The sequence below is a fragment of the Psychromarinibacter sp. S121 genome (genome assembly GCF_049801035.1).
Lineage (GTDB): Bacteria > Pseudomonadota > Alphaproteobacteria > Rhodobacterales > Rhodobacteraceae > Psychromarinibacter.
Window position 1 is genome coordinate 420,072 of the sequence record NZ_JBNAGE010000003.1, and the last position, 16,785, is coordinate 436,856.

General features: G+C 65.2%; 16 protein-coding genes. 11 read left to right on the plus strand and 5 right to left on the minus strand.

Annotation, left to right across the window (positions count from 1 at the left end; translation table 11 throughout):
- Positions 1 to 101 precede the first annotated feature (101 nt).
- The gene (locus tag ACP156_RS15780; RefSeq protein ID WP_425052312.1) at positions 102 to 1,262 is read left to right on the plus strand and encodes an MFS transporter; all 1,161 of its coding nucleotides are present in this window, start codon (positions 102 to 104) and stop codon (positions 1,260 to 1,262) included.
- On the opposite strand, the gene ACP156_RS15785 is transcribed toward ACP156_RS15780, so the two are convergent.
- The 4 genes from ACP156_RS15785 to trpA all read right to left on the minus strand — a co-directional run bounded on the left by ACP156_RS15785 (position 1,259) and on the right by trpA (position 4,421).
- Complete coding sequence (locus ACP156_RS15785) at positions 1,259 to 1,495, minus strand: hypothetical protein (protein WP_425052313.1); 237 nt, start codon at positions 1,493 to 1,495, stop codon at positions 1,259 to 1,261. The genes ACP156_RS15780 and ACP156_RS15785 overlap by 4 nt on opposite strands.
- Complete coding sequence (locus ACP156_RS15790; protein WP_425052314.1) at positions 1,492 to 2,664, minus strand: alpha-hydroxy acid oxidase; 1,173 nt, start codon at positions 2,662 to 2,664, stop codon at positions 1,492 to 1,494. The genes ACP156_RS15785 and ACP156_RS15790 overlap by 4 nt, the downstream gene beginning before the upstream one ends.
- Before the next feature lie 107 nt (positions 2,665 to 2,771).
- Positions 2,772 to 3,590, minus strand: a complete 819-nt coding sequence (locus ACP156_RS15795; RefSeq protein WP_425052315.1) for a 2-keto-4-pentenoate hydratase — start codon at positions 3,588 to 3,590, stop codon at positions 2,772 to 2,774.
- A gap of 39 nt (positions 3,591 to 3,629) precedes the next feature.
- Entirely contained in the window at positions 3,630 to 4,421 is a 792-nt protein-coding gene (gene trpA / locus ACP156_RS15800; protein ID WP_425052316.1) for a tryptophan synthase subunit alpha, read from the minus strand.
- A 128-nt stretch (positions 4,422 to 4,549) separates the two neighbouring features.
- Between trpA and ACP156_RS15805 the strand changes: the two genes are divergently transcribed.
- Positions 4,550 to 5,065 carry a hypothetical protein gene (locus ACP156_RS15805; protein WP_425052317.1) on the plus strand — a complete coding sequence of 172 codons (516 nt, stop codon included), beginning with the start codon at positions 4,550 to 4,552 and terminating at the stop codon, positions 5,063 to 5,065.
- 129 nt (positions 5,066 to 5,194) lie between these two features.
- On the opposite strand, the gene ACP156_RS15810 is transcribed toward ACP156_RS15805, so the two are convergent.
- Entirely contained in the window at positions 5,195 to 5,425 is a 231-nt protein-coding gene (locus tag ACP156_RS15810) for a hypothetical protein (protein WP_425052318.1), read from the minus strand.
- A gap of 200 nt (positions 5,426 to 5,625) precedes the next feature.
- Here ACP156_RS15810 and ACP156_RS15815 point away from each other — a divergent pair, with 200 nt between their 5' ends.
- The 9 genes from ACP156_RS15815 to murD all read left to right on the plus strand — a co-directional run bounded on the left by ACP156_RS15815 (position 5,626) and on the right by murD (position 16,737).
- A complete protein-coding gene (locus ACP156_RS15815; RefSeq protein WP_425052319.1) occupies positions 5,626 to 6,729 on the plus strand; it encodes a P-loop NTPase in 1,104 nt (367 codons plus the stop codon).
- 708 nt (positions 6,730 to 7,437) lie between these two features.
- Positions 7,438 to 7,941, plus strand: a complete 504-nt coding sequence (gene mraZ / locus ACP156_RS15820) for a division/cell wall cluster transcriptional repressor MraZ (RefSeq protein ID WP_425052320.1) — start codon at positions 7,438 to 7,440, stop codon at positions 7,939 to 7,941.
- 3 nt (positions 7,942 to 7,944) lie between these two features.
- Positions 7,945 to 8,943, plus strand: a complete 999-nt coding sequence (rsmH, locus tag ACP156_RS15825; RefSeq protein ID WP_425052321.1) for a 16S rRNA (cytosine(1402)-N(4))-methyltransferase RsmH — start codon at positions 7,945 to 7,947, stop codon at positions 8,941 to 8,943.
- The gene (ftsL, locus tag ACP156_RS15830; RefSeq protein WP_425052322.1) at positions 8,940 to 9,332 is read left to right on the plus strand and encodes a cell division protein FtsL; all 393 of its coding nucleotides are present in this window, start codon (positions 8,940 to 8,942) and stop codon (positions 9,330 to 9,332) included. The genes rsmH and ftsL overlap by 4 nt, the downstream gene beginning before the upstream one ends.
- Positions 9,329 to 11,110 carry a peptidoglycan D,D-transpeptidase FtsI family protein gene (locus ACP156_RS15835; RefSeq protein ID WP_425052323.1) on the plus strand — a complete coding sequence of 594 codons (1,782 nt, stop codon included), beginning with the start codon at positions 9,329 to 9,331 and terminating at the stop codon, positions 11,108 to 11,110. The genes ftsL and ACP156_RS15835 overlap by 4 nt, the downstream gene beginning before the upstream one ends.
- Positions 11,111 to 11,127: 17 nt before the next feature.
- On the plus strand, positions 11,128 to 12,612 hold the full coding sequence (locus ACP156_RS15840) for a UDP-N-acetylmuramoyl-L-alanyl-D-glutamate--2,6-diaminopimelate ligase (RefSeq protein WP_425052324.1): 1,485 nt from the start codon (positions 11,128 to 11,130) through the stop codon (positions 12,610 to 12,612).
- Positions 12,609 to 14,054 (plus strand): UDP-N-acetylmuramoyl-tripeptide--D-alanyl-D-alanine ligase, encoded by a 1,446-nt coding sequence (locus ACP156_RS15845; protein ID WP_425052325.1) that lies wholly within the window; start codon positions 12,609 to 12,611, stop codon positions 14,052 to 14,054. The genes ACP156_RS15840 and ACP156_RS15845 overlap by 4 nt, the downstream gene beginning before the upstream one ends.
- A complete protein-coding gene (gene mraY, locus ACP156_RS15850; RefSeq protein WP_425052326.1) occupies positions 14,054 to 15,139 on the plus strand; it encodes a phospho-N-acetylmuramoyl-pentapeptide-transferase in 1,086 nt (361 codons plus the stop codon). The genes ACP156_RS15845 and mraY overlap by 1 nt, the downstream gene beginning before the upstream one ends.
- Before the next feature lie 194 nt (positions 15,140 to 15,333).
- Positions 15,334 to 16,737 (plus strand): UDP-N-acetylmuramoyl-L-alanine--D-glutamate ligase, encoded by a 1,404-nt coding sequence (gene murD, locus ACP156_RS15855; protein WP_425052327.1) that lies wholly within the window; start codon positions 15,334 to 15,336, stop codon positions 16,735 to 16,737.
- Positions 16,738 to 16,785 lie beyond the last annotated feature (48 nt).

The following is a 16,785-nucleotide window of genomic DNA, read 5'->3' on the forward strand; positions in this document are numbered from 1 at the left end:
GGATGGGCCATCGCCGTCTTGCGCTTCCGGGCAGGCCGGGGATAGCGTCCGCCGCAAGACCCGCACGCCACGGCTGCGGGCAAAAGATAAGGGATCCCGAAATGTCCATCCTGACCGCGCTGCGCATCTCGCGCGCACCGGCTGCCGGCCTCATGTCCGTTGGTATCCTGTGGGGCAGCTTCGCCGCCATGGTTCCCGACATCAAGGCGCGTGTCGATGCGTCCGACGGTGAACTTGGCGGTGCGCTTCTGATGTCTGCCCTGGGCGGTCTGATCGCGATGTGGTCCGCTCCGAAGGTGACCGGCACGCTGGGCCGCTACGCAATGCCTCTGTTCGGCATCTGCGTCTGTTTCGTGGTCCTTTTGCCGATGTTCCCGCAGACGGTTGTCGCTCTGGGCGCATGCCTGTTCGCGATGGGCCTGACCGTCGCGCTGCTGGACATCTCGTCGAACCTGCACATCAGCGGGCTAGAGGCGCGACACAAGATGCACCTGATGAACGTGAACCACGCGATGTACTCCTTCGCCTTCGCGGGGGCGGCTTGGGTCTCGGGGATTGCCCGGCGTGCAGGGCTGGAGGCGGCACAGATCCTGCCGGCGATGGCCTTTGTCTGCGTGCTGCTGGTTCTGCTGATGCGCGTGCCGCGCACCGCGGCCCCGGTGGAAGAGGAAGCGCCGGACACCGCCGCGCGCCTGCCGTGGGGCGCCATCGCGCTGACCGGCGTCATCCTGTTCGCGGGCTTCATCGGCGAGAACGCGACCGAGGCGTGGTCGGCCCTGCATATCGAGCGCACGCTGGGCGGCGAGCATGGACAGGGCAGTTTCGGCCCGGCGACGCTTGGTCTGGTCATGGGGATCGGGCGGCTGTCCGGGCAGTTGCTGAGCGCCCGGCTGGGCGATGCGCGGCTGATTTTCTGGTCAGCGGTTCTGGGCGTCATCGGCGCATTGACCATCGCGGCGGCGCCCTCGGTCCCCGTTGTCCTGATCGGCGTCGCGATCACCGGCATGGGCATGGCGGTGGTCGTTCCCTCGGTCACGTCGCTGCTGGGGGCACGGGTGACGGAACGGATGCGCAGCTATGCCATGTCGCGCGCGTGGATGCTGGGGATCGTCGGCTTCTTCGTGGGCCCGTCGATGATCGGCGGCATCGCGGAACTGTTCGGACTGCGCTTTGCCTTCGTCGCGGTCAGCATCATCATCGCGGTGATCCTGCCGGCGATCTGGGCGCTGGCGTGGCGCGAGCCGAAGACGCAGGCGGCTTAGCCTGCGATCTCGGCCCGGATCGCGGCGATCTCTTCGCTTACAGTGCCCTTAAACCTTTCACGACCGGCGCGCCGGTACCAGTAACCGGCGTTCCAGTCGTCGCCCTCGATCTTGTGGACAAGGGCATGCACCCAAGCGGATGCCGTGTCGTCTTCGGTCTCGACGATATCATGCGCCGCCTGCCAGTCGCCCTGTTCCAACAGGTCCAGCGCGCGGGGCAGGTCGGCGGTCATGCCGTTGCCTGCCACTTGCCCGAGAAATCCTCGGGGATCAGAAGGATGTCGCGGTCGACCTCGTCAATCGTGCGTCGGCCACACAGCGCCATCGAGAAGTCGAGCTCTTTGTGGATGATCTCCAGCGCCCGGGTGACACCGGCCTGACCCATCGCACCCAGCCCGTAGATCGCGGCACGGCCGATGAAGGTGCCCTTGGCGCCCATCGCCATGGCCTTCAACACGTCCTGACCCGAGCGGATGCCGCTGTCGAGATGCACCTCGATCTTGTCGCCCACGGCATCAAGGATCGACGGCAGCGCGCGGATCGACGACAGCGCGCCATCCAGTTGCCGCCCGCCGTGGTTCGACACGACGATGGCGTCGGCCCCGACGTTCAGCGCCAGCTTGGCGTCCTCGGCATCCAGAATGCCCTTCAGGATCAGCGGCCCGCCCCACAGGCGCTTGATCTCTTTGACCTTCTCCCAGTCAAGGCGGGGGTCGAAGCTTTCCGCTGTCCATGCGGACAGAGACGTCAGGTTCGAGACGCCCTTGGCGTGTCCCACGATGTTGCCGAAGGTGCGGCGCGGGGTCTTCATCATCGCGCGGCCCCAGGCCCACTTGGTCGAGAGGTCGAAGATATTCGCCAGCGAAGGACGCAGCGGCACGCTAAGGCCGTTCTTCAGGTCCTTGTGCCGTTGCCCGAGGATCTGAAGGTCCAGCGTCAGAACCAGCGCAGAACACTTCGCCTCTTTCGCCCGCTCGATCATCCGCACGACGAAGTCCCAGTCGCGCATGACGTAAAGCTGGAACCAGAACGGTTTGTCGACATGGGCGGCCACATCCTCGATCGAGCAGACCGACATCGTCGACAGGGTGAACTGCGTCCCGAAAGCATGCGCCGCCTTGCAGGCAAGGATCTCGCCGTCCGGCCACTGCATCCCGGTCGATCCGACAGGGGCCAGCGCCACCGGCATCGACACGTCCTGCCCGATCATCTGCGTCGCGGTAGACCGGCCGGTCATGTCGACGGCCACGCGCTGTCGCAGGTAAAGCTTGTCGAAATCCGAAGAGTTCTCGCGGAAAGTCTGTTCCGTCCAGCTGCCCGACTCGCAGTAGTCGAAGAACATCTTCGGCGTCCGATGACGATAGATGCGTTTGAGGTCTTCGATCTCGGTGATGACGGGCATTGATGCTTCCTCCGGGGCATGTGTGCGGCGTCTTTGGTTAGCAGTCGCGCGCGGTGGTGACAATTGGCAGCGGCGGCGGCTGTGATACGCACAGGCGGCCGGGAGTGTCAGCGGAAGGTGACGTCCAGCCCGGGCAGGTCGCAGCCGTGAATTTCAGTCTGCCAGCGGTCGCCACCGGTTACGGGCATCGCGTCGGTAAGTGTACCGGTGGTGACGATGTCGCCGGCCTTCAGCGGTGTCTCGCCCGGCACGGCCGCCAGCCCGTCCAGAAGGAACCGCAGCGCCTGCAACGGGCCGTCCAGCACGTCGGCGCCGCGGCCTTCGGCCTGCACGTCGCGGCCCTTCAGCGTCAGTTCCAGACCGGCCAGCGACACGGCGGGCTGTGCGCCGAGTGAACCGAGCGGCTGGCGGGGGCCGATGAACAACGCGCCGTGCAGGCCAAAGGCGGCCTGGCAGTCGGCGGCGGCGAATTTCCAGCCGGGGTAGACCGAGGTCACGATCTCGAACCCGTGGGCGACCCATTCGATGCAATCCAGAAGTTCGGCGTCCGGCATCGCAGCGGCGGGCGTTGCGCCGAAGCCGAAGACGATCTCGGGTTCGATCCGAGGCTCCGGCACCTTGGGCAGATCGACCGTTGCCTTCGCCGCGTCCAGTTGCGTGACCGAACGGTCGAACATATCGCCCCAGATCGGCCCGTTGACCCCGTACAGCGGCCAGATTGTCCTGTTGGTGAAGCCGATCTTGCGCCCCACGGGCGTTTCGCCGCTGGTGATGCGCAGGGTGCGGATGCGGGCGGCGATGGCGTGGGCGTCATCCCAGCCGAACCCGTCCTCTGTGTCAGACAGGGGCGGGCGCTGGCGTCCGCCGTCGCGGGCGCTCAGAAGGTCTTCGGCAAGGGAGGCGATGCGGTCAGGGGGCAGGCTCATGCCGTACCCATGCACGGCTCGGGCGTTGCGGGCAAGCGATCAGGCGCGGTGCGCGCCGTCGGCCAGCGTCTTGACGTATGCCTGCACCGCATCGGTCGGTTCGCCGTCGGCGATCTTCGCGACGATGGCGGACCCGACCACCGCGCCGTCCGCGATGCCTGCAATCGCCTCTGCCGTTTCGGGGGTGCGGATACCGAAGCCCACGATCACCGGCAGGTCCGTCTTGGCCTTGATGCGCGCCACTTCCGGGCCGACATCGTTGGCCTGCGCCTCGGCCGAACCGGTGATACCGGTGATCGAGACGTAATAGACGAAGCCCGACGTGTTCTGCAGCACCTTGGGCAGCCGCTTGTCGTCGGTGGTGGGCGTGGCAAGGCGGATGAAGTTCAGCCCGGCCTTCTGCGCCGGAATGCACAGTTCCTCGTCCTCTTCCGGCGGCAGGTCGACGATGATCAGCCCGTCGATCCCGGCAGCCTTGGCATCGGCAAGGAAGGTATCGACGCCGCGATTATGGATCGGGTTGTAGTAGCCCATCATCACGATCGGCGTCGTGTCGTCGTCCTTGCGGAACTCGGTCGCCAGATCGAGGGTCTTCTGCAACGTCATGCCGCCTTCCAGCGCACGCTGGCCAGCAAGCTGGATCGTCGGGCCGTCGGCCATCGGGTCGGTGAAGGGCAGGCCAAGCTCGATTACGTCCACGCCCGCCGCGGGCAGCGACTTCACGATCTCAAGCGACTTTTCATAGTCCGGGTCGCCGGCCATCACGTAGGCCACGAAGGCCTTTTTCCCGCTCGCTTTCAGCTCTGCGAACTTGGCGTCGATCCTGGTCATGTCCGGTCCCCCAATTCAGGTCCGTATCCGTTTGGCGAATGGACCGGCGGAAATCAATCGGATTTCGCCGCTTGGCGTGCGGTCGCGGCAGGAATTGCGATGGCTGTGTCCGAAAAAGAAAAACGGCGATGCGCAGGGAGGAGGAAGCGCATCGCCGTCATTTCTACGTACGTCCCAGGGAGGAGGAGAGGAACGCCCGTATCTCTGTGTTGGCATCGGCGGCGCGCAGGGAGGAGGTAGCGCGCCGCCGACTTTCCAACGAACGTTCCAGGGAGGAGGAGAGGAACGCCCGTATCTCTGTGTTGGCATCGGCGGCGCGCAGGGAGGAGGTAGCGCGCCGCCGACTTTCCAACGTACGTCCCAGGGAGGAGGAGAGGGACGCCCGTATTCCGGTGGAAGGAACCGGCGACGCCCAGGGAGGAGGAGAGGGCGCCGCCGATCTTCCAACGAGCGTTCCAGGGAGGAGGAGAGGAACGCTCGTATCTCTGTTTTGGCATCGGCGGCACCCAGGGAGGAGGAGAGGGTGCCGCCGACTTTCCAACGAACGCCAAAGGGAGGAGGAGGCGTCCGCATTCGTATTCTTGCGAAGTCCCGGCGATGCCCAGGGAGGAGGAGAGGGCATCGCCGGTTCTTCGATCGCCTAGGCCCCAGGGAGGAGGAGAGGGGCTTCGGCGGTAATAAGGTGCGGCGACATCAGGGAGGAGGAAGACGTCGCCGCGAGTAATCAGACAACCTAGGGAGGAGGAGAAGGCGGCCTGAAACTCAATCTCTGTTTAGCGGGCCTCGGCGGTTCCGGTTTTGCCGCGCTTGGCTGCGGCCCGGCGGGCCAGCGAAAGCTCTTCGCGCATGTGGCGGACCAGTCCGGCTTCGAAGCCTGCGATTTCTTGCGTGAAAGCCATATTGCTTTCCTTCGTTCTCTGCGGGCGCATCGTGCGCCGTGTCTTGTCTCGGGTCGGCTGCGGGTGTTTGGTGTCCGCCGCCGGGTGTGTCTGTGTCAGCGCCATCAGTGTGCCGCCGTGTTGAGGATCAAAATAAACCTATGCTGCAGATGCACAATCCGTCGAAGCCTCATTCCGGCTATGCAGAAGGCGCATATGTAACCCTAAGTCACGCCACATGACTTATGCCGGAATTTTCAGCAAGGTCCCTCACAGCGCCTTCAGAAGAGGCTTAAAATTCACTGCTCCCTGCGGAGACCGTAAAGATGGCCTTAAACGCTGAAAAAATCCGTCAAGCCCTAATGGGCGTTGAGCTTCCCGATGGTGGCGACCCGGTCACGGCAGGGCTGGTTAAAGCGCTTTGGGTAGAGAGCGGAATCGTCCGCTTCGTGCTTGAGGCGGACAGCCCCGAGTCGGCTCGCAATCTGGAATCGGTGCGCGAGGAATGTGTCCGGACCGTCCGCGCCATGCCGGGCGTGCATGACGTGTCGGTGGTGCTGACGGCTCATGCAAATGCTGCGCCGCAGCAAGGCGTTTCGCAGGCGCGGCAAGCGAGCGGCGAGGCGCCCGGTCTGAAGATCGGGCGGCACCCGACGGCGCAGGAGGGGCCGCGGCAGGTCAGCGGCGTCGACCGCATAGTGGCTGTCGCCTCGGGCAAGGGTGGCGTCGGCAAGTCGACCGTTGCCACAAACCTTGCGGTTGCGCTGGCGCGGCAGGGTCGAAAGGTCGGTCTTCTGGATGCCGATATATACGGTCCCAGCGTTCCGCGCATGATGGGGCTATCGGGCAAGCCCGACTCGAAGGATGGCAAGACGATAGAGCCGCCGCGCGCGCACGGGGTCACCGTCATGTCCATCGGTTTGCTGGTCGAGGATGATCAGGCCGTGGTCTGGCGCGGCCCGATGTTGATGGGGGCGATGCAACAGATGCTGGGGCAGGTGAATTGGGGCGAACTGGATGTCCTTATTATCGACCTGCCGCCGGGAACTGGCGATGTGCAGCTGTCGCTGGCGCAGCGCACGCGGCTGACCGGTGCGCTGGTCGTCTCGACCCCGCAGGATGTCGCGCTTCTGGATGCGCGCAAGGCCATTGATATGTTTCGGCGGCTCGGAACGCCGGTGCTGGGTCTCATAGAGAATATGTCCTCGTTCTTCTGTCCGCATTGCGGGGGTGAAAGTCATATCTTCGGCCATGGCGGCGTGCGCGCCGACGCCGAGCGTCTGGGTCTGCCGTTCCTTGGAGAGTTGCCGCTTGCGCTGGATGTGCGTCTTGCCGGCGACGCAGGCACGCCGATCGCCGCGGGTGAGGGGCCGGAGGCTGAGGCCTACGCCCGCCTTGCCCGCGGGTTGGTCGCCGGTGGGGTCGCCTGACAGGACTCTGGATTTATCCACAGGAGTCTGTTAGTATCTCTTCAATTCAAAGATCCGACCGATGCCTCGCTGTCCAGCGGGGCATCGTCGACTCCGGGGGTATGGGGCGAGTGGGAATTTAGGGGATCCATATGGTCCCACCTGGTCCCAATCGCATTCGCGGACCGAAATCGGGCGATTCATTCATTTCAGGCGGTGCTCAGGCCGGGGAATAACGGCCCCAGAGTGGGAATCCTTGGGTTTGGCGGGATTTCATGGCACCGAAGCCGAAAATTGTTTTAACCATATATGGGAAGCTTCGTATCGATTTGATCTATATATTGGAAATCGACGCGTCGGCGAGTCACAAACTGTTGTTTCCCAGCCTCTGTCAACGCCAGATGTGGGGGTGGCGAAAAATAAACTCCATTGCTTCCCATGAAATCCCGTGGCATTCCTTTAACCACGATGAAGACGGGCTCAAACGGACAGCAAGATCCGAGGTAACCCAAAAGCAGGTTTCATACAGGCTCCCGCTTTCATCTGACCAAGAGATCCGGCGCGCGGGCGAGCAGACATCCCCCCAGGTGGCGCGCGCAGCTGGACAACCCGCTAAGCGGGACGAGGGCGGCGGATCGAGCAGTGGCAGCAGCTCGATCCGCCGTTTCCGTTCCAGGGGTTGAAAACGAAGAACGATTTCCGGGGGACGGGACAAGGATACGCGGGACAGTGGCGCGTAGGTTCAGAGGGGAATACACCCAGAAGGTGGACGGCAAAGGCCGTGTTTCCATCCCCTCTCGCTATCGCCGCGTGATCGAGTCCGGTGACCCCGACTGGGTCGACGGCAAGGCTCCCGAATTCATCATCGTTTACGGCGATGAGACCCGCAATTACCTTGAATGCTATACCGTCACCGCGATGGACGAGCTCGAAGAGCAGATCGAGGACATGGATCTCGGCACTGACGAGCGCGACGTGATGGAGACGATCTATTCCGGTCACTCGCTTGAAACGACCGTCGACGAGACCGGCCGCATCGTCCTGCCCAAGAAACTGCGCGACAAGATCGGCCTTGATGACGAGGCCTATTTCATCGCGAAGGGCAACAATTTCCAGATCTGGAAGCCCCAGACCTACGAGGAAACCAAGAAGTCCCGCACCGAAGCCTGGCTGAAGGATCAGCCCGAGAACTTCGATCCAAGGGTGCTTCTGAGCCGCAACCGGAGCGAATAGGCCATGGCCGCGACCGCATCTGCCAGCGCGTCCGCCCCCCACATCCCGGTCCTGCTGCGTCCGCTTCTCAGAGAGGTCGCGCCGGTCACCGGGCGGTGGCTTGACGGCACCTTTGGCGCAGGCGGCTATGCCCGCGGCCTGCTTGAGGCGGGTGCCGAGCACGTCACCGGCGTCGACCGCGATCCGATGGTCTTCGAAATGGCGAAAGACTGGGCCGGCGCGTACGGCGACCGGTTGACGCTGGTCGAAGGCACCTTCGGCCAGCTTGACGAGTACGATCAGGAACTTGACGGCATCGTGCTGGATCTCGGCGTTTCGTCGATGCAGCTCGACATGGCCGAGCGCGGGTTCTCGTTCCAGAAAGACGGCCCGCTGGATATGCGGATGGGCGACACCGGCCCCTCTGCCGCCGATCTCGTTGCCGAGACGGGCGAGGCGGAACTTGCTGATATTATTTACCTTTACGGCGAAGAGCGCGCCTCGCGCCGGATTGCGCGCGCCATCGTCAAGGCGCGCGCCGAGGCGCCGATCGAAACCACGCTGCAACTGGCGAAGATCGTCGAGTCACAGCTTCCGCGCCAGAAGCCGGGGCAGGCGCATCCCGCCACCCGCACTTTTCAGGCCATCCGCATTGCCGTGAACGACGAGTTCGGCGAGCTGGCGGCGGGCATGGAGGCGGCAGAACGCGCGCTGAAGCCCGGCGGCCAGCTTGCAGTCGTCACTTTCCATTCCATCGAGGACCGCATGGTCAAACGGTTCTTCCAGATCCGGGGCGGCAAGCAGGGGCAGGGCAGTCGTCACGCGCCGCCCACCGAGGCCGAGACGCCCCGCTGGGAGATCGTCACCCGCAAGGCTGTGGGCCCCGATGACGATGAACTGGCCGAGAACCCGCGTGCCCGGTCGGCACGGCTGCGGGTCGCGCGTCGCACCGATGCGCCGGCCGGCGCGGCGGACCGCGCCAAACTGGGGATGCCGATGCTGAACAAGGGGACAAGACATTGAGGTCGCTCGCTTTCGTACTGTCTATCCTGGCCGTCATGGGGCTGGCGTTCTGGGCCTATGGCGAAAACTACAAGACCCAGCGCGCGCTAAGCGAAGTGGAGTCGCTGCAAGCCCAGATCGGCCACCTGCGCGAGACCCGCTCGGTTCTGCGGGCCGAATGGGCTTATCTGAACCGCCCCGATCGCCTGCGTGATCTTGTCGGCATGAACTTCGCCTCGCTGGGGCTTGTGCCGCTGGCGCCCGCGCAGTTCGGTCGCGTCGAGCAAATCTCGTACCCGCGGCCCGACCCGCTGCCGTCCGAACTGCAACTGGGCCCCATTGTCGGTGCCGTCACCGTTTCGGCTCCGGCGTCCGCGCCCGTGCCCGCCGAGGATATGCTGATCCCATGACCCGCGTCCCTCTTCGACCGCTTGCCCGCATTCTTGAAGCCCGCCGCAAGGGCGAAAACCCCGACGCCATCGAGCGCGAGAACATCCGCCTGCGCCACGAACAGATGCGTGACAAGGCCCGCCAGCGCGCCGAGGGGCGTCTGCTGGTGCTGGGGCTGTTCTTCTTCTGCGCGTTCAGCGTGGTCGGCGCCCGCATGGGGCTGATGGCCGCTTCGGTTCCGGAAGAGCCGCGGGCGTCCGCCTCGACCAGCGAGATCGTCAACCAGCGCGCCGATATCGTCGACCGCAACGGGCGCATCCTTGCTACCAACCTGCAGACCCACAGTCTTTACGCGCAGCCGCCGATGATGGTCGACAAGGCCCGCGCCGCCAGCGAACTGGCGCGGATTTTCCCGGATCTCGACGCCGAAGAGCTGTTCAAGCAGTTCACCGGCAAGCGGAAATTCATCTGGATCAAGAAGGTTCTCAGCCCAGAACAGCAGCAGCAGGTGCATGACATCGGCGAGCCCGGCTTGCTGTTCGGCCCGCGCGAGATGCGCCTGTACCCGAACGGCTCGCTCGCCGCGCATATCCTCGGCGGCTACAAGTTCGGCGTCGAAGGGGTCTACGCGGCCGAGGTGATCGGCACCGCCGGGGTCGAGAAGGCGTTCGACGAGTTCCTGCGCGACCCGGCCAACAACGGCCGCCCGCTTGAGCTGTCTCTGGACCTGACGATCCAGTCCGCCATCGAAGACATTCTTTATGGCGGCATGAAGCTACTGAACGCCAAGGGGGCCGCCGCTGTCCTGATGGACGCCTACACGGGCGAGATCATCTCGATGGCGAGCCTGCCGGACTTCGACCCCAACAACCGCCCCGTGCCGTTGCTGGAAGGCGACCCGTCCGACAGCCCGCTGTTCAACCGTGCTGTGCAGGGCCTGTACGAGCTTGGCTCGACCTTCAAGATCTTCGCCGCCGCGCAGGCGCTGGAAATCGGTCTGGCCAATCCGTCGACGCTGGTCGATGCGGATGCGCCGATGCGGTGGGGCAAGTACACGATCAAGGAATTCGAGGGCCACAATTACGGGCCGCTTCTGTCGCTGACCGATGTCATCGTGAAATCCTCGAACGTGGGCACCGCGCATGTCGCGCTTCAGATCGGCGAGAAGCGGCAGCAAGAGTTCCTGAAGGCGCTGGGCTTTTTCGAGCCGACAGAGGTCGAGCTGTTCGAAGCGCCCTATGCGAAGCCGCTGACCCCGAAAAACTGGTCCGAGATCAACACGATCACCATTTCCTACGGCCACGGCCTGTCGGCCAGCCCGCTGCACCTTGCCGCCGCTTACGCCACGATCACCAATGGCGGCACCAAAGTGACGCCGTCGCTGATCAAGCAGGCCTACCGCATCCCCGGCAAGCGCGTGATCTCGGAAGAGACCTCGGCCGCGTCGCGCGCGATGCTGCGGGCGGTGGTGACCAGGGGAACGGCGAGCTTTGCCGAGGTTCCGGGCTATGGCGTCGCCGGCAAGACCGGCACCGCCGACAAGCCCAAGCCGAAGGGCGGGTATTATGACGACAAGGTGATCACCACCTTCGCAAGTGTTTTCCCCGCCGACGATCCGAAATACGTTCTGGTCGTGACGCTGGATGAACCGGTGGAAACTTCCGGCAGCAAGCCGCGCCGCTCTGCGGGGTGGACGGCCGTCCCCGTCGCGACCGAGGTGATCCGCCGGGTCGCACCGCTGCTGGGCCTCCGGCCGGTGATTGAACCCGACAGCGCCATTGGAGTAACAAAGGGCTGACCACGGAAAGCGGGCAGATGAGCGGACAGGAAAAAACACTTGCAGATCTTGGCCTTACCGCACAGAGCGGGCGCGAGGCGCGGATCACTGGCCTTTCCGTCGACAGCCGCGCGGTCGAGCCGGGGCACCTGTTTGCCGCGCTTCCGGGCAGCCGCATCCATGGCGGCGAATTCATCCAGTACGCGCTGCGGATGGGGGCAGGGGCGATCCTGACCGACCGTCAGGGCGCGAAGATCGCCGCCAAGGAACTGGCCGAGTCGGACGCCGCGCTTGTCATCGCCGAAGACCCGCGTCAGGCGCTGGCCTATGCCGCCGCGCTGTGGTTCGGGCTTCAGCCCGACACGACGGTTGCTGTGACCGGCACCAATGGAAAAACCTCTGTCGCGACATTCACCCGTCAGATCTGGACCGAGCTTGGCCTGAAGTCCGCCAACGTCGGGACCACCGGGGTCGAGGGCGCGTATCAGGCCCCGCTTCAGCACACCACGCCTGAACCGATCACCCTGCACCGTGTGTTGTGCGAGATCGCCGAAGCCGGCGTCGATCACGTCGCGATGGAGGCGTCCTCGCACGGGCTGTCGCAGCGCCGTCTGGATGGTGTGAACCTGTCGGCGGCGGCTTTCACGAACTTCACGCAGGATCACCTCGACTATCACGCCAGCTTTGAAGAGTATTTCGAAGCGAAGGCGGGCCTGTTCAACCGCGTGCTGCCCGACGACGGCGCGGCGGTGATCAACATCGATGATCCGCGCGGCGCGCAACTGGCCGAGATGGCGATGGAACGCGGGCAGGATATTCTGACTGTCGGTCGCTCTGCCGATGCCAATCTGCGCATCCGGGGCCAGCGTTACGACGCGACGGGGCAGGATTTGCGGTTCGACTGGAACGGCCGCCCGCGCCAGACCCGGCTTGACCTGATCGGCGGGTTTCAGGCCGAAAACGTGCTGCTGGCCGCCGGTCTTGTCATCGCAACCGGCTGCGACCCGACCCGCACCTTCGACATGCTGCCGCACCTGACCGGTGTGCGGGGCCGCATGCAGCTTGCCGCAACGCGCGAGAACGGTGCGACGGTGTTTGTCGACTACGCACACACGCCCGACGCGCTGAAAACCGCGCTGAAAGCGCTGCGTCCGCATGTGCTGGGCCGCCTGATCGTCGTGTTCGGCGCGGGCGGCGACCGCGACACGACAAAGCGCCCGCTGATGGGGCAGGCCGCGGCCGAGAACTCTGACGTGGCCTTCGTCACCGACGACAACCCACGCTCTGAAGATCCCGCCGCGATCCGCGCCATGGTCATGGCCGGCGCGCCCGACGCGACCGAGGTCGGCGACCGCGCCGAAGCCATCCTGCGCGGCGTCGATGCGCTGCAACCGGGCGACGCGCTGCTGATCGCGGGCAAGGGGCATGAGACCGGACAGGTCATTGGCGACGACGTCTATCCTTTCGATGACGCCGAACAGGCGAGCGTGGCCGTGGCCGCGCTCGACGGGCGGCTGGTATGACGCTCTGGACCGCGGCCGAGGCCGCAGCGGCCACCGGCGGCCGCGCGACGACCGACTGGTCCGCGTCCGGCGTATCCATCGACACCCGATCCATCGCGCCCGGCGACCTGTTCGTGGCCCTGACGGATGTGCGCGACGGCCACGATTTCGTGGCGCAGGCGCTGAACAAGGGCGCTGCCGCAGCGCTCGTGTCCCGCATCCCCGAAGGCGTGTCGCCGGATGCACCGCTTTTGATCGTGGACGAGGTTCTGCCTGCGCTGGAACGCCTTGGCACAGCCGCCCGCGCACGGTGCCGCGCGCAGGTCGTGGCCGTGACCGGGTCGGTCGGGAAGACCTCGACCAAGGATATGTTGCGCGCCGTTCTGGCCGCGCAAGGTACTGTTCACGCAGCGGAAAAGAGCTTCAACAACCAGTGGGGCGTGCCGCTGACGCTGGCCCGGATGCCCGCCGACGTCGACTTTGCCGTGATCGAGATCGGCATGAACCACCCCGGCGAGATCGTTCCGCTGGCCCGCATGGCCCGCCCGCATGTCGCGCTGATCACCACCGTCGCCCCGGCCCACCTTGAAGCCTTCGACAGCGTCGAGGCCATCGCCCGCGAGAAGGCCTCGATCTTCGAGGGGCTGGAGCCCGGCGGAACCGCGATCACCAACGGCGACATTCCGACCGCCTCGATCCTCGAGGCGGCGGCCCGCGAGAAGGGCGCGACGTTGCGCACCTTCGGCGAGGCAGCTCGAAACTTCCACCGCGTGACGGACGTCCGGCTTAGCCGCGAGACCACCGTCGCGCAGGGGCGGCTGTGGCGGCAGTCGATCGTCTACAAGGTGCAGTCCCCCGGCCGCCACTTCGCGATCAACGCAATGGCCGCCTTCGCGGCGGTCAAGGCGCTGAACGGCGACGTCGCGCTGGCCATCGCGGCGCTTGCCAAGTGGCAGCCGCCGGAAGGACGCGGCAAGATCGAGCGGCTGTATCTTGACCCGATCGAGCAGAAGCAAAGCTTCGACCTGATCGACGACGCATTCAACGCGAACCCCGTGTCGATGACGGCCTCGCTGGAAATCCTCGCCGCCACCAATCCGCGTGACGGGTTGGGGCGCATCGCCTCGGGCCGCCGCATCGCGGTGCTGGGCGACATGCTGGAACTTGGCCCCGAGGCCGCCGACCTGCACGCCGCAATCGCGCGCGACCCCAGCCTTGCCGAGGTCGACGTGATCCACTGTGTCGGACCTTTGATGCGCAATCTTTACGATGCCTTGCCGCCCGAAAAGCAGGGTCAGTGGACGCCCAATGCGGACAAGGTGGCCCGCGACGCGCATGGGCTTGTGGATGCGGGCGACGTTCTGCTGGTGAAGGGGTCCAAGGGGATCAAGGTCAGCCTCGTCGTTGACGCGGTGCGCAAATTGGGCCATCCGCTGCTGGCGGATTCCGAGGAGATCGCCTGATGCTGTACTGGCTCACCCAATTTTCCGACGGCGGCGACTTCTTCAACCTGTTTCGCTACATCACCTTCCGGGCCGGCGCGGCCTTCTTCACCGCGCTGATCTTCGGCTTCATCTTCGGCCGCCCGCTGATCGACCAGCTGCGCAAGCGGCAGGGCAGGGGCCAGCCGATCCGCGACGACGGGCCGGAAAGCCACCTTCTGACCAAGCAGGGCACACCGACGATGGGGGGGGTGCTGATCCTTGGCGCGCTGGTGGTCTCCAGCCTGCTTTGGGCGCGGTTGGACAACCCGTACATCTGGATGGTGCTGTTCGTGACGGTCGGCTTCGGCGCGGTGGGATTTGCGGACGACTACGCGAAAGTGTCCAAGTCCAACACCAAGGGCGTCTCGGGCCGTATCCGGCTGCTGATCGGCTTCACGATCGCGGGCCTTGCCGCGGTCTGGGCGTCGTGGTTCCACCCCGCGGACCTGAGTTTTCGCCTGGCCTTCCCCGTCTTCAAGGACGTGCTTTTGAACCTGTGGTGGTTTTTCATCCCCTTCGCCATGATCGTGATCGTGGGCGCGGCCAACGCGGTGAACCTGACCGATGGCCTTGACGGGCTTGCCATCATGCCGGTGATGATCGCCGCCGGGACGTTGGGTGTGATCGCCTACGCCGTCGGGCGGGTCGACTTTACCGAGTACCTGGACGTTCATTACGTCCCGGGCACGGGCGAGATCCTTGTCTTTGCCGCCGCACTGATCGGCGGTGGGCTGGGGTTCCTGTGGTACAACGCGCCGCCCGCGGCGGTGTTCATGGGTGACACTGGCTCGCTGGCCCTGGGCGGTGCGCTGGGGGCCATCGCCGTGGCAATCAAGCATGAGATCGTGCTGGCGATTGTCGGCGGGCTTTTCGTGGTCGAGGCGCTGTCGGTGATCATTCAGGTGCTGTACTTCAAGCGCACCGGCAAGCGTGTCTTCCTGATGGCGCCGATCCATCACCACTTCGAGAAACGCGGCTGGGCCGAGCCTCAGATCGTCATCCGGTTCTGGATCATTTCGCTGATCCTCGCGCTTATCGGTCTTGCCACGCTGAAGCTTCGCTAAGCCGCGATTGCGTGGTTTGTGAAAGGATCGTGCGCGGGGCGCATCTGGCGGCCGTCAGAATGCATGAAATGTGCAGCAGCGTTAGGATAGGCTTGTGCTGCGCCGGTTGGCGGCTCACAGCGCGAGCAGCGCCGCCACTGGCCCCCGGCCACAATCCGCGCTAACCCATCCGTGACTGATACAGGAGCCCCAAGATGATCCCCGTCCGCGGCTACGCCGGCCACAAGGTCGCCATCCTCGGTCTCGGCCGCTCTGGCCTTGCCGCCGCCCGAGCGCTGCTGGCCGGAGGCGCCACGCCGGTCTGCTGGGACGACGGGGCAGAGGGTCGTGCGCGGGCCGAGGCAGAGGGCTTCGAGATCGCGGACCTGTCCCGCCCTGGCACCTATGAAGGCGTCGCCGCCCTGATCGTCTCGCCCGGCATCCCGCACCTTTACCCGCAGCCCAACCGCGCCATCGCCGCCGCGTGGGACGCGGGCATTCCCGTGGACAACGACATCGGGCTGTTTTTCGCCAGCCTCGGTACGGAAGAGTGGATGAGCTTCGACCAGCCGCCACGCGTGATCGCCGTTACCGGGTCCAACGGCAAATCGACCACCGCCGCGTTGATCCATCACATCCTGCGCCATGCCGGCCGCCCGACGCAACTGGCGGGCAATATCGGGCGCGGCGTGCTGGACATCGACCCGCCGGTAGATGGCGAGGTCATCGTGCTGGAACTGTCCAGCTATCAGACCGACCTTGCGCGGGCGCTGACGCCGGATATCTCCGTCTTTACGAACCTCACCCCTGATCACCTTGATCGTCACGGCGGTCTGGGCGGGTACTTTGCCGCCAAGCGCCGCCTGTTCGCCGAAGGCGCGCCGGACCGTGCGGTGATCGGCGTGGATGAAACCGAAGGCCGGTTCCTTGCCAACCAGATGGCGCAGGGGCCGGGCGATGACCGGGTCATCCGTATCTCGTCCGGGCAAAAGCTTGGCGGGCCGGGGTGGTCGGTCTTCGCGCGGAAGGGCTTCCTGTCAGAGTATCGCAAGGCCCGGCAGATGGCGTCCATCGACCTGCGCGAAATCCGCGGGCTTCCCGGCGCCCACAACCATCAAAACGCCTGCGCCGCCTACGCCGCCACCCGCTCGCTCGGTCTGTCGCCGAAGACCATCGAGTCCGCGTTCCACGACTTTGCAGGCCTTCCGCACCGCAGCCAGCTGATCGCCGAGGCGAACGGGGTGTCTTACGTCAACGACTCGAAAGCGACCAACGCCGACAGCGCGGCGCAGGCGCTTAGGGCCTTCAAGCGCATCCGCTGGATCGCCGGCGGGCTGGGCAAGGACGGCGGTATCGCAAGCCTGACAGACGCGCTGGCAAACGTGACCAAGGCCTACCTGATCGGCCACTCCGCGCGCGATTTCGCGCTGCAACTCGGCGGCACGCCGCACCAGATCAGCGAGACGATGGAGCAGGCGGTTGCCGATGCCATGGCCGACGCGGAGCCCGGCGACACCGTTCTTCTGGCCCCCGCCGCGGCCAGTTTCGACCAGTATCCGGACTTCGAGAAACGGGGCGAGCATTTCACCGCAGAGGTTACCGCGCGGTTGGAAACGTGACAGAAAGCTGCCGCATTTGCCCTAGCGCCAAGGGCTGAATCTCGCTAT

What these genes read in the sequence shown, in the direction of transcription:
- ACP156_RS15780 (WP_425052312.1), top strand. Translation starts at nt 102, where the DNA reads ATGTCCATCCTGACCGCGCTGCGCATCTCGCGCGCACCGGCTGCCGGC.
- ACP156_RS15785 (WP_425052313.1), bottom strand. Translation starts at nt 1,495, where the DNA reads ATGACCGCCGACCTGCCCCGCGCGCTGGACCTGTTGGAACAGGGCGAC.
- ACP156_RS15790 (WP_425052314.1), bottom strand. Translation starts at nt 2,664, where the DNA reads ATGCCCGTCATCACCGAGATCGAAGACCTCAAACGCATCTATCGTCAT.
- ACP156_RS15795 (WP_425052315.1), bottom strand. Translation starts at nt 3,590, where the DNA reads ATGAGCCTGCCCCCTGACCGCATCGCCTCCCTTGCCGAAGACCTTCTG.
- trpA (WP_425052316.1), bottom strand. Translation starts at nt 4,421, where the DNA reads ATGACCAGGATCGACGCCAAGTTCGCAGAGCTGAAAGCGAGCGGGAAA.
- ACP156_RS15805 (WP_425052317.1), top strand. Translation starts at nt 4,550, where the DNA reads ATGCGCAGGGAGGAGGAAGCGCATCGCCGTCATTTCTACGTACGTCCC.
- ACP156_RS15810 (WP_425052318.1), bottom strand. Translation starts at nt 5,425, where the DNA reads ATGGCGCTGACACAGACACACCCGGCGGCGGACACCAAACACCCGCAG.
- ACP156_RS15815 (WP_425052319.1), top strand. Translation starts at nt 5,626, where the DNA reads ATGGCCTTAAACGCTGAAAAAATCCGTCAAGCCCTAATGGGCGTTGAG.
- rsmH (WP_425052321.1), top strand. Translation starts at nt 7,945, where the DNA reads ATGGCCGCGACCGCATCTGCCAGCGCGTCCGCCCCCCACATCCCGGTC.
- ACP156_RS15835 (WP_425052323.1), top strand. Translation starts at nt 9,329, where the DNA reads ATGACCCGCGTCCCTCTTCGACCGCTTGCCCGCATTCTTGAAGCCCGC.
- ACP156_RS15840 (WP_425052324.1), top strand. Translation starts at nt 11,128, where the DNA reads ATGAGCGGACAGGAAAAAACACTTGCAGATCTTGGCCTTACCGCACAG.
- ACP156_RS15845 (WP_425052325.1), top strand. Translation starts at nt 12,609, where the DNA reads ATGACGCTCTGGACCGCGGCCGAGGCCGCAGCGGCCACCGGCGGCCGC.
- mraY (WP_425052326.1), top strand. Translation starts at nt 14,054, where the DNA reads ATGCTGTACTGGCTCACCCAATTTTCCGACGGCGGCGACTTCTTCAAC.
- murD (WP_425052327.1), top strand. Translation starts at nt 15,334, where the DNA reads ATGATCCCCGTCCGCGGCTACGCCGGCCACAAGGTCGCCATCCTCGGT.